General features: G+C 54.6%; 7 protein-coding genes. All 7 read right to left on the bottom strand.

From position 1 onward, the window contains the following. A complete protein-coding gene (rfbB, locus tag VNX88_20335; protein HWY71026.1) occupies positions 1 to 1,071 on the bottom strand; it encodes a dTDP-glucose 4,6-dehydratase in 1,071 nt (356 codons plus the stop codon). A 153-nt stretch (positions 1,072 to 1,224) separates the two neighbouring features. Further along, on the bottom strand, positions 1,225 to 6,471 hold the full coding sequence (locus VNX88_20330; protein ID HWY71025.1) for an alkaline phosphatase family protein: 5,247 nt from the start codon (positions 6,469 to 6,471) through the stop codon (positions 1,225 to 1,227). Positions 6,472 to 6,718: 247 nt separating this feature from the next. After that, a complete protein-coding gene (locus tag VNX88_20325; GenBank protein ID HWY71024.1) occupies positions 6,719 to 8,371 on the bottom strand; it encodes an MraY family glycosyltransferase in 1,653 nt (550 codons plus the stop codon). A gap of 145 nt (positions 8,372 to 8,516) precedes the next feature. After that, a complete protein-coding gene (locus VNX88_20320) occupies positions 8,517 to 9,500 on the bottom strand; it encodes a glycosyltransferase family 2 protein (protein HWY71023.1) in 984 nt (327 codons plus the stop codon). A 2-nt stretch (positions 9,501 to 9,502) separates the two neighbouring features. Then, complete coding sequence (locus VNX88_20315; GenBank protein ID HWY71022.1) at positions 9,503 to 10,054, bottom strand: DapH/DapD/GlmU-related protein; 552 nt, start codon at positions 10,052 to 10,054, stop codon at positions 9,503 to 9,505. Beyond that, a complete protein-coding gene (locus tag VNX88_20310; GenBank protein HWY71021.1) occupies positions 10,048 to 11,202 on the bottom strand; it encodes an NAD-dependent epimerase/dehydratase family protein in 1,155 nt (384 codons plus the stop codon). The genes VNX88_20315 and VNX88_20310 overlap by 7 nt, the downstream gene beginning before the upstream one ends. 26 nt (positions 11,203 to 11,228) lie before the next feature. Then, positions 11,229 to 12,341, bottom strand: coding sequence for a glycosyltransferase family 1 protein (locus VNX88_20305; GenBank protein ID HWY71020.1), 1,113 nt, complete (start codon positions 12,339 to 12,341; stop codon positions 11,229 to 11,231). Positions 12,342 to 12,347 lie beyond the last annotated feature (6 nt).

Genomic DNA, 12,347 nt, shown 5'->3' with positions numbered 1-12,347 from the left:
CTAGCCACGAGCATACTGGACGGCGACCCAGTCTTTGTAGGCACCGCTCACAACTGACTCCAACCACGGTTTGTGGCTCAGATACCACTCGACGGTTTTTCTGATGCCGGTACGAAATGTTTGCTGGGGCTTCCATCCAAGTTCAGTTCGCAATTTTGTAGCGTCGATCGCGTATCTGCGATCGTGGCCGGGGCGATCCGTCACGTATTTAATCAGTGATGCGTGCGGTCGGAATCGGGAATCGGGCAGGAGTTCATCCAGTGTTTCACATATGGTGGTGACAACGTCAATGTTGGTCTTCTCACTCGAGCCGCCCACATTGTAGGTTTCGCCAGCACGTCCAGAACGCAGAATCGTTGCAATCGCCGAACAATGGTCTTCAACATACAACCAGTCGCGCACGTTGTTCCCGTCTCCGTAGACGGGAATGGCCTTTCCATTCATGGCGTTCAGAATTGTTAGTGGAATCAGTTTCTCGGGAAATTGAAACGGACCGTAGTTGTTCGAGCAGTTGCTGGTCAGAGTTGGTAACCCGTACGTGTGATGATAGGCACGAACCAGATGATCGGAAGCAGCCTTCGACGCGGCATAAGGACTGTTTGGAGCAAATGGAGTCTGTTCGGTGAACTCCGGATTAGAAGCCCCTAACGAGCCATACACCTCGTCGGTTGATACATGTAGAAAACGGAAACTCTCCTTGTCCTCCGGGCGAAGCTCTCGCCAGTAATTCTTCGCGCAGTCGAGGAGCGTGAATGTGCCGTTCACGTTGGTTCGAATGAATTCCTCAGGACCGAGAATCGATCGATCCACGTGGCTTTCGGCGGCAAAGTGCACAATCGCAGACGGCCGATGCTCGCGAAGAAGGCTAGGTACGATGTCACGATCGCAGATGTCGCCACAAACGAACGTGTGTAGAGAAGACGCTTGCAGAGATTCGAGGTTCTGTAGATTCCCAGCGTAGGTGAGTTTATCGAGATTAACGACGTGGCCGGCTGATTCTCTCACCGCCTGCAGCACAAAATTACTGCCAATAAACCCGGCGCCGCCTGTAACCAAAATGCAATTACGCAAGAAGACTCCTGACGCGAAGGCGCTCGAAGCGAGCACGAGCGCAAATGAAGAATACAGGATTATACCCGTAAGGCCGCTGTTTTGAGGGGGTTACGTCGGTGACTAACAACTTATTCGGTGGGATTTTTCGCCCTAACCAATGCTCAATCCGACTTACAGCTGCATTGCAGTACGTTCTTGCAGGGCCATCATGCGCATGAACCAGCCGTTCTCTTCGTCGTACCAAGGCCAGGGAAACTGGGGAGTTACGTTGACGTACTTGGCCTCCACCGACTGTCGATAACGGTTCGCGCGCGCCGAGTCACCCATGACAGCTGCGGCATAGCCCACAATCGCCCAGGGAAAGGGATCGTTAAATTGAAAAGTGTCCCAGCTGGGAAAGTTGGTATTCAAAGACGCGTACGCGTTCACCGCCCTGGTATCGGTCGGGGCGACGACGCCGAATACGACGGGAAATATCTGCGCCACACCGTCCGGATACCATCGCGTCATCACCGCTTGGTCAACGGTTCCATTGCTGCCCTTATCGATCGCCCACGTTTTCGTCGCCGAGTTCCAAAAGGCGAGGATGCCGTTTCTCATGCTCGTCGCGTGATTGCTCCAACTCGCGGCCGCAGTGGAATCATTGAAGGCCTGCTGGACCAAATTGGCGTAATCGCTCAGTCCCCGGTACCCTTGGCAGTTATCCACCAGGAACTTGAATGGGTAACCGGCGTACGACCACGTGAGTCCATCGGACAAGTCCAGATCTTTTGGGTTGATCAACACACTCGCGATCAGATCGAGTGTTGGACGATTTGCACTAATCAGATTGCGCAACCCTGGATCTCCGGTACCCCAACTAGTCCAGGCCAAAGACAGCAGGGTGCTCGCGTAACTGTCCGTGGAGTCGGCACTGCATTGACCATTGATGCAGCCACTCGTAGCTCCATTGGAAACAGAGTAGTCGTAGATCGTGCCCGTAGTTCCCCACACGTCGGTGGTTCTGTTTACGTGGTCGAAATACCACTGGATGTAACTTCCTACCTTTGCATATCTGGCCGAATCCTGTAGCCAGCCCGTCGCTGCGGTATTGGCAAAGTAGGGCGTGATTTTGTCTGGCGCGGACTCGATCGCTCCATCGGACAACTGCCGCGTCGTCAGCCAAGCAGAGGCAGCGCTGAGATTCGACGGCACACACGAACTGTTCGACGAAGCCGCCGGCGGAGATGGCGGAGTCGCCCAGGGCGCCGCATTGAAGTCGAAGAAGTCCAGCAGATTCGGCTGCGCAGCGTCCCGCGCCGTCAGATTCGCATTCGGACCAATAAACCGGCTCTCCACAAATTTGATAATCGCCGTGTGGTCCATCGGAATGTGCGACACGTAGTGCCGGCGCGTAAACGGCGAGATCACAATGTTCGGGACGCGAAAGCCCAACTGCGCCGCAAAGCCCTGCTGCGCAGGCGCGTCGGTCGGGTTCCATCCTGGATCGGAAAAGGGTGGAGAGGTTGGATACGTCCGCAGATCGCAGTGATCCGTGGGCTGCGCGACTCCGTTGACATATGGCGACTGGCACGGCCCAAACGAATCCGGATTCACTGCAATGCTGCTGATATCCGGCGTAATCGCCGCTAACGCAGCCGCCGTATTGTCATTTGAATGTCCCGGAACGGGAGGGACATGGTCATAAGGCCCTCCACCCTCGTCATAGCTCAGGAAGAACACCGAGTCTTTCCACGACTGGCTATTCATCAACGCGTTCACGATCTTCGCCACCTGCTGTTGTCCCAGAATGATGTCAGCGCTGGGATGCTCATCGGTGCCATCCTCAGATCCCCGCTCGATATACGAAAACTTCGGCAGCGTCCCATTCTGGACGTCGGTGAAGTACTGGCTCAGCGGCGCAATGTGGCTGGTATCAATGCAAATACCGTTAACTGGCGACGTCCGCGAATCGCAGGGCATGCCGTGCATGTAGTTGTTCGAGTAGGTGAAGTTGCCGAAGCTCGTCGCCGGGAACGGGTCTCCGGTGTCGAAATTGCTGTAATAAATCTTCCAGGAGACCCCCGCGCCATCGAGCTCCTCGAAGATCGTCTTCCAGTTGCGCTGCGGCAGCCCATCATTCTCTCCCGGATCGTACACAAGTCCCTGCGTCGTGCCCCCAGTCATGGTCGCGAGCCGGTTCGAGATTGTCTTGCTGGACACCGGCGAGAACCAGCGGTCCGAAATCGCGAACTGCGACGCCATGTAGTAGTAGTAATTCAGGAATGTGTCATCGTAGTACCCCATCGCGCGCTTGCCCGCGGTGTCCCCGAGGCCAAACGACTTCGCATAACCCTCGGCGGTGTGTACAAAGCCATCCATCAGGATCGAACGATCGGTCGCGAAGTTGAAGCGGTTCACATCTCCATAACTCTCCAGCCACGCAGACGACATGCCGTCCGTGCACGTCGTCTGCAATTTGAAGAGGCCGAACGTAACGTTTTCATCGTTCGTGTTGGAGATCGTCGAGAGCTTGTCGTCAATGCCATCGACGTTGTACGTCTTCCCGTCGTCCCCAACGCTGAACCCATTTGCCTGCCGATACGGATTCAGCATCCCGAAGTAGTTGTCGAAGGTGCGGTTCTCCTGGAGCATGAAGATGATGTGGGAAATGGACTGTGCGCTAGCCATCGAAACTGTCCAAGTACCCAATTGTGTCCAACCCGAGTTTGCTCCGGCTTGGTTCTGCACCCAGGCCCACACCTTCTTTGTCCCGCTAAAGGACGACTGAAAAGTCGTGGCTAGATTCACGGTGAGCGTATTGCCAGAACCGTTGACCGAAGATCGGCTTGCATCAATGCTGCACTGGCTGTTCTGCAGTGTGTTCGCGCTCCCCAATGCCACTGGTCCCAACCATGCCGTTCCCGCATCGTTCATCAGATACAGCGCATTGTTCTGCGGCACATATATGGTCCCACAGCCGTTCGGCCAACCCAGATTCGCGCTGGTTATCGTCATTACCGACAGAATGTCCCCATAGCCGTTCCCATCCGAGTACTGGAAGCTGAACGTGCGGCTGCTTCCGCTTCCCGCGTTCGGCGTTACCGACACCGCCGCCGGCGTGGTGGTCGGTGTCCAGGTACCGAGTTGAATCCACGTAGAGTTCGCTCCCGCCTGGTTCTGCACCCAACCCCATATGTTCTTTGTCCCCATATAGGACGCTTGGAAGCTCGTGGCCAGATTCACCGTTAGCAAGTTGCCCGCGCCGTTAACCGATGACCGGCTCGCATCGATACCGCACTGACTGTTCTGCAGTGTGTTCGCGCTCCCCAATGCCACTGGTCCCAACCACGCCGTTCCCGTATCGTTCATCAGATACAGTGCATTGTTCTGCGGCACATAAATGGTCCCACAACCGTTCGGCCAAGCCAGATTCGCGCTGGTTATCGTCATCACGGACAGAATGTCCCCATAGCCGTTCCCATCCGAGTACTGGAAGCTAAAAGTCTGGCTCGTGCCGGCACCGGAAGATGGAGTCACACCATTGACTGTGGGCGTTGCGCTGCTCACTGTCGCAGCCATCGTCGCGCGCGACAATCTGCCGACATTGTCGTAGACCGTCGCGATGACGTTGTATGTCCCCGGACTCGCGTAGGTGTGAGTGGCCGTCGTCTTGTTGACCGAGGTGCCGTCGCCAAAGTCGATCCACGAAGAGACGATGTTTCCGCTGCCGCCCGAGGACGCCGCCGTTGAAACCGTCACCGTGTTGCCAGAACCCGGATTCACTGAGACCGCCGCTGCAGGGGCCTGACCGCTCAAAGCGGCAAGCAAGCCGAAAACGTACAATTTGGTTTTGCCGGCCACGTATACCTTCCCGTTTGCAATCGTCGGAACCGCAAACAGCGACCCGGGAAACATCTGGTCACGGCCCGGATTCTGGTTGCTGTTGTACAGGATGTTGGAGAGATTGTTGGCGTCGTATGCGTACAGGGCCAGAGGCATGCCAGTGCTGTCCTGATCGGTCTTCAGCGCCCACGCGATTCCATTCGAGAAATCATCCGCCGACGAGATAGCCGGCGCAGCTCCGCGAAGGCCGTATGGCGTGCTCGTATCCTGCGAGACCGGCGAAGTTGAAAGCAGGCCGTTGCTCAGGCTGAACGCCTGAATGCCCTGATTCTGGGGGATGAAGTAAACCTTCCCATTCCAGTACGCAGGCAGGGTACGGACGCACTGGTTATCCATATCTCCTTCGGGCCCCTGGCAGGTATTGGGGGCAGAGGGATCGGTGCTCCACGCCTGAATCGACTGCACAATTCCACTGTCGTTGGAAGCGAGCTGGCCCATGTTGTCGCGATCGACCAGATAAATCTTGCCTCCCTTGCTGCCCCAAACCAGTAAATGCGGATGCGCGCCCGCCTGGTCGGGCAGAACTACTGCGCCTCCGCCATTCAGGTCATAATCGCTGTCGTTGAGGGTTGCCCAGTCAGAAGGTGTGAAGTAATCCGAGAGAGAGAGATTTGAACCGCTCAGCTTTAAGTAGCTGTCGGCGAAGTTGTTTTGCGTGGAATCCGTAGAACCATTGGCGGAACCGACATAGATATTCCCGCCGGCATCGGCGGCCAGCGCGCCTAGAGCCCAGGTGCTGCCCAGGCTGCCGTTTGGAGTGGTGTTGAAGACAGCCTTCTGGGCAAGGGTCCGAGCGGCGTACGCCATGACCCAGCCGTGATAGTTTCCGAGGCTGGTGTCGTCGTCGTATGAACCCCAGGCGATATAGACGGTTCCATTCACCAGCAGCAGCCCCGGACGCTGATTCTGCACGTTGGCGTTGAAGGTGACGGTGCTGCTGCCGTCCCCGCTTCCGGACACTGAGCCCTGAATCTGAACCGGTCCGCCAAATTTCTCGGCGCCATTTGTGATATCCACGGCGTGGAGAAAGTGAGCGTCATCGCCGTTGACCTGGGTTGCGGAGACGAAGTACATCGTCCCGGTGCTTACGTCGATTGCAGGGGTGGATTGAATGCCGATCGAATCGCCCAGGTAGTCCTGAATCCCCGGTCGCGGCTGGATGGGCGCTCCATACTGCTGGGTCCAGAGGGCCGACTGATTCTGGTCAGCGTCAAAGGCGAGGATCATGTTCTGCTCAGTCGCCACGTAGACAACATTGTGCAGAGCCCCGCCGACGCTTACGTTCGGGACATATAAAGGTTGGGCGTAAACTCCGCCGCTCCCGATCACCGCGGACGTAGTAATAGCTTGCGAGAAGAGAAGCCCGAAGCTGCCGGAGTTAACGTTGGCCGGCGTGAGAACTCCCTCGTGAACGTTCGCGCCGGTACGCGCCGCGTCGTTATGAAAGGTGGTGACGGCAACCTGGGAGGCAGCAACTCGAGCACACAGCAGGATCCCGGCCAGGGACAGGGCACGAAACCTGGGGAAAAACACGAATTCCACCCTTCGGAACTGAGCAGGAACTCAGACCAGAGTTGTGAATCCAGAAACGCCGTTCGGGTTTGCTGGAGCCGTATTAAAAGTTGGCGCCACTTAGGACTGTCCTCCTGAGCGGCGCATTTTGGCGCGAAGGACCTTGCGTTTGTCGTGACCCCAAAATAAAAAAGCTGCGCTTACTCAAGCGCAGCTTCTGTTCTTTGTTTTGGCTGAAAGCCGATCGCTGACAGCTGATAGCTTATTTCTACGAACCGTTACTAGCCGCTCTCGACTGTTGCGAATCGTCATCGATGCCTGCGCTCTTATGAGGTATGGGCCGTATCACATCCGGCTCCACGCCGAGTACCTCGGCATCTGCTGGTGAAGTACTCAAGCGCTGGCCATGCTTTTTCACCAAACGAGACATCTCGCTGATGGACCGCTCTACAGCATCGGCGATAGCCATAGTGAATCTATAGGACGCGGCAAAAACGTGCCCATCTATCAGGATCGGATCATCGTACGAGCATCGCACGATGGAGAAATTGCCGTAATCTTCGCCTCTGGTGTTCACCAGTTCCAAACTAAGCCGCCACGGATACTTTCCAGGGTCGCCGTCGATCCATGAGTAGACAAATTCGCCATCGGTAGTTTCAACCATGGGAGTCATCAACGATGACGGATATTGGCTGAGTTCGCCAGACTTGAAGGCAATTCCGCTGTAGCCGGCCGGTTCCAGCGCCTCCGTGAGTGTCATACAGATCTCCGCCATCGACTTGCAGTGCTCAAGTGATTCGACAGCGTGAATGATACGGAGATTATTCGCGATGATTTGCCGCTGTCGCGCGAAGCGAAGACAGACGCGGCGCAATTCCGAGACCTCGTGATACCGCAACTCATGTAATCCCAGGAAGGCCCCACCAGCTACGACAACGAGGACAACTCCCCATTTGTATCCAAATGGTGAAAGCAGCAATAGGCTCAGCATGGCAAAGACTGCGCTCACTCCATAGAGAACGAGTACTGCGTGCCGATGCGAAAGCCCGCGCTTCAACAGCTTGTGATGGATGTGATCTGCATCCGGCTCAAAAAGGGGCTTTCCGCGAAGGAATCGTCGCGCCACAGCCAGAACGACATCCAAAATAGGAAGACCGAAGGCAAGTACAGGGATCGCGACCGCAATCAACGTAGGGGCCTTCTGTGATCCGGCCAGAGCCACCGCACTAAGAGTGAACCCAATGAACAAGCTTCCACAGTCGCCCAGGAAAATACTGGCGGGGTTGAAGTTGTATCGCAGGAATCCGAGTATCGCCCCGGCCAACGCGGCAGTGATCAGCGCCTCGAACCCATTGCCCAAAGCAATGGAAACGATAAACACAACCGCAGTCGAAAACAGCGCCGAGCCCGCCGACAAACCGTCCATTCCGTCGATCAAGTTGAAGGCGTTGGTGATCCAGAGGACCCACAAAATGGTCAGTCCCAACGATACAACCGGGTACAGCGGGTTATCGCCCGCTAACAAATAGAAGTACCGAATCCGGAAGCCTTCCGCATAGAGCAGAACCGCAGCGATCGCCTGAACGGTGAACTTGACCCGCGCATTCACTGGCCAAACGTCATCCCAAAGACCCAACAGGAAAATAAGGGTCGCGGGCCAAAGCAGTCCGTAGAGATGCCAACCCGAATTGGCTTCGGCCTGGAGAAAACTGCTCACCGAAGCAACGGCAGCAAGCCCGACGACAAAGGCAAGATAAATGCCAATGCCCCCGAGGCGAGGAATAGCCAGCCGGTGAATGTGCCGTCTGGAATTTGCCTCCGCTACCCAGCCGTTGGTCACGGCCATGTTCCGTACGAAACGGGTGAGGAGAAGGCTAGCGATGAGACATGCAAGAAAAATCAGGAGATAGACGAGACCCATTGTGGTGTCCTATTTCGGTGCGCGGTAATCCGAACTGAACAAGGGGACCACAGCCGCCCTCAGTGGCTCAGGAGGGCGCGTGAAAGTACTAACACATTACAAACAGATGGTGAAAAAAATATCCACATGCCACGCGATGAACTGATTAAGTGCTTTGCGTTCTCGTCGTAACCGTGGAATCCCTGTGTGGAACAAATCGGGAGTGGGCTTCCGTTCCTAGCTGCAACCGAGGGGCTCCGGGGCTCTTAATGACCCTCTTGTCCGAACTAACGTAGTATTCCGCCAGCTTGATGATGTATCGGCATCGAATAGCAATCCTCACTAGGAGTTTTGAAATCCGGCTGACGCCAAAATAGTCATAGATATCATTGAATTTCGCCAATGCCTCGTGCAATTCACGTATTTTACTTTTTGCTTGCTGATTAATGCTTTGTCCACCGTAATGGATCACTTCAGCGCAGGGTGTGTAGTACACGTGAAATCCCTTCCTCTTCAACATGAGATTGTAGGCAATGTCGACTTGAAAATGAGGGAACCGTTCATCCAGCATGCCCGCAGACTCCCAGGTTGAGCGGCGGATCACGTACGCGGTGGTACCAATGTTATCCACAACCTGCGCTCTCGAGTAGTCGAAGCGCAATGCATAGTAGTTGTCTGCGAAGCGCCCGTCGGGAAACAGTCTGTGCCAGTTCAGGCCGTGAAGGATCATTGTCGAAAGGCCCGCGAAGTGGCGTATGCAATGCTGGACGGATCCGTCGAGATTCAGAAGCTTAGGGCCGCACGAAGCGGCTTCGGGGTGCTCGTCCATGAACGTCACGAGAGCAGTGAATGCATCTGCCGTTATCTTGGTATCACTATTCAAAAGACATGCATATCTCGCTCGCGACATTTGCAAGCCAAGATTGTTGTTAGCAGCATAGTATTTCGGTCTCTCGTTGCAAACGAGGATGACTTGAGGAAATTCCTTCAAAACCATCTCGGCGCTGCCATCTGGAGAGTTTTCGTCCAGACAAATTACTTCAAACTTTATGCCAGTCGTGTGCTCGTAAATGGACGCAAGACACTGTTTCAGTAAACTGTTTGTGTTGTAGTTAGGGATGATGATTGTTAAATCAAGAGTGGGTTGCATAGTCAATTCGTCAAGGCCTCAGTTCCAATGGCATGCGCAGGGATTCCAACTACGGTCTGAAATGGGGCGACATCCGCGAGAACTACGCAATTAGCTCCAACGGTTACATGGTCGCCGATGTAAATGCCGCCCAGCACTTTTGCTCCCGCGCCGATCAGGACGCAATCGCCAATGCTGGGTCGCAGTTCGTGACTAAAACCCATATCGAGCGTTTTGGCGCCAAGGGTAACTCCTTGGTATATGGTCGCGTTCGCACCTATACGATAGGCGCCCAACACAGTGCCGTTCGTATGAGGAAGGAAAAGCCCCGGACCAATTTGGCAACGAGGCGAAACTTCCAACCCGAATAGAACAATGTTCAAGTACGTGAAGATACCCGGTAATGCAGGAACCCGGCGCAAGAACGCCGCGCGCGCGCAGCGGCAGAGCACCAACGGAAGAAATCTGGGGTGTAGGAGCCTCTTAAGCACTCTACCCACACTTGCCTTTTTCCCCGGATGACCTTCCAGGTCGAACTGCCGCTCCAGGTCCGCGTATAGAAATTCCTTCAGCATACGGCGGCTTTGGCCATCAGTCCTCGTTCTGCCAATTCATTGTTAGCCCGCTCTAGTCCGTCGACTTCGACCGGCTGGGTCTTAACCCAGTCGACGAATCTGTCCAGTCCGTCTTCAAGCTCTATTTCCGGTGCGAAGCCAATAGAAGCAATGTTTGAGAGATCCGCATAGCAGTGTCTTATGTCCCCGAGGCGGTATTGCGCTGAAACAATTGGTTCAGATCTGTCGGCAAAAGATTTCTTCAGAGTTTCCGCGATCTTCCGCACCGACGTGGGTCGCCCGCTACCCACGTTGAGCGTCATCCCCGCCGCGCGATCAGATTCGATCGCCAATGCGACAGCCTTTGCAACATCGGAAACATGGACGAAGTCACGTGACTCTTCTCCGTCTTCGAAGAGGTAGATCGGTAAGTTTTGCCGGATGCGGTTAGAAAAGATCGACAGAATCCCGGTGTATGGATTCCTAAGCGATTGCCCTTCCCCGTAAACGTTCTGGAAGCGGAAGACAACCGTCCCGATGCCAAGCGCAATCCCGGCGATTCGCACGATATCCTCCTGCGCGAGTTTGGTCGCCGCATAGATTGAAGCCGGGCGCGTCCTGGCATCTTCGGAAGTCGCCCTAGGCTGGATTGGACCGCAGCATGTCGGGCACAACAGATCCCAATGCTTGCTGGACAGCTGTTCCTCGGATCGTGAGTCCGGATAAACAGTTCGACAACCGTCACACTCGTAGGCTCCTTCGCCATACACGGATCGAGAAGAGGCCAGGATAACTTTCTTCACGCCGTGCTTTGAGTTCGCGAGAATGTCCATCAACAATGCGGTACCGAGTACGTTTGTATTCGTATAGCGTTCAATCTCATACATGGACTGCGCAGTACCAGTTTCCGCTGCGAAATGAATGACGCACTCGACTCCCTTAAGAGCCTCCTCCCAGTCGCGTCGAACTCGCACATCACTACGCAGCAATTCCACGTTCGGAGCCTGGAGGATTGAAGCACCTGCGAGATAAGGTACGGCTCCATGGATTTGGGAACTAAGATTGTCCATCAGGCGAACTCGGTATTCGTCCTGCGAAAGTCGCTCAGCTAAATGAAGTCCGATAAAGCCACAACCGCCGGTGATAAGAACTTGATTTATGATTCTCATTTGGAATTATTCCTACCGTATGTACACTAATTCCGGAGACACTCCCGGTAATAATCTAGAGTTTGCTCCGCGCATCGTCTCCAGCTGTACAGCTTGACGATCTCTTTCCCTCGGTTGATGGCCGCTTCCCGCGCTTCAGTATCAGACAGAGACCGCAACAACTCTCTAGAAAGCGACTCCTCGCATCCCTGCTCGAAATAAAGAGCGGCATCCATACAGATCTCGGGTAGCGAGGAACTCCTTGTTACAAGTACCGGGCAATCTCTACTCATGGCTTCGAGCGGAGGAAATCCGAAACCTTCATACAGCGACGGATAGACAAAGAGTGTCGCGCCGCCATATGCCGCCGACAACAAAGCATCGGAGGCTTTTGGTATGCCAACGACAGCTTCTTCGACTTCTAGTTCTCGAAAAAGCGTCTGCTCCGCCTCCGTGAACGGTCCACCGCCAACCGTGACAAGATCATAGGATTTGAATACCTCAGTGGCACGAAACGCCCTTAGCAATGTTGGGAAATTCTTGTAAGCCGCCCTGGAACCAACAAACAAGATATACTCCCGGCGGGTAGCTGTGCGTAATTGCTCTTCAGCAGACGCACAACATGGCAAGGGACTAAAGCCGTGGTGTATCACTCGAGTGCGGTCGCGCGCGATTCCATAAAACTCCTCGAGATCGCGGCGACTAGATTCGGAGACACAAATTATTCCATCCGCCTTTTCAAACAGCTTCCTCTTCGCCCGAAGGATCCTTTTTACATCTCTAAAGAGCTGAGGAAAACGTTCATGTACACAATCATGATGAGTAGCAAACCTGCGACGCGCAGTCACTGTCGGTATAAATCGATAGAGTGTCGAATGGTAGATATCAAATCGCCCTGAAAATGTTTTGCAGGCTATCGAAAGAGCCTCGTTGGCGGCATAGCGCAGCACCCCAGGAGGAATGCTACTCCTGATTGACCTAACTCGGATACTTGAGCTTGTCACCGACGCGAGAGGCATGACAGAGGAGTTAAAGCCTATTAGCGTTTGCACTTCAATATTAGGGATATTCGCAAAACACTTGAGCAATTCAAAGTAGTACCGAGACGCGCCACCAGCGTCCTGCAATGAAAAAACCTGATGATCGTATAAGATGTTCACGAACCG

It is taken from the genome of Terriglobales bacterium, assembly GCA_035567895.1.
Classification (GTDB): domain Bacteria; phylum Acidobacteriota; class Terriglobia; order Terriglobales; family Acidobacteriaceae; genus Gp1-AA112.
This window is presented reverse-complemented; position numbering and strand designations above follow the sequence as displayed.

Bases quoted from the DNA above. Each gene is read 5' to 3' on its own strand.
- VNX88_20320 (HWY71023.1), bottom strand. From the start codon at position 9,500: ATGCAACCCACTCTTGATTTAACAATCATCATCCCTAACTACAACACA.
- VNX88_20315 (HWY71022.1), bottom strand. From the start codon at position 10,054: ATGCTGAAGGAATTTCTATACGCGGACCTGGAGCGGCAGTTCGACCTG.
- VNX88_20310 (HWY71021.1), bottom strand. From the start codon at position 11,202: ATGAGAATCATAAATCAAGTTCTTATCACCGGCGGTTGTGGCTTTATC.
- VNX88_20325 (HWY71024.1), bottom strand. From the start codon at position 8,371: ATGGGTCTCGTCTATCTCCTGATTTTTCTTGCATGTCTCATCGCTAGC.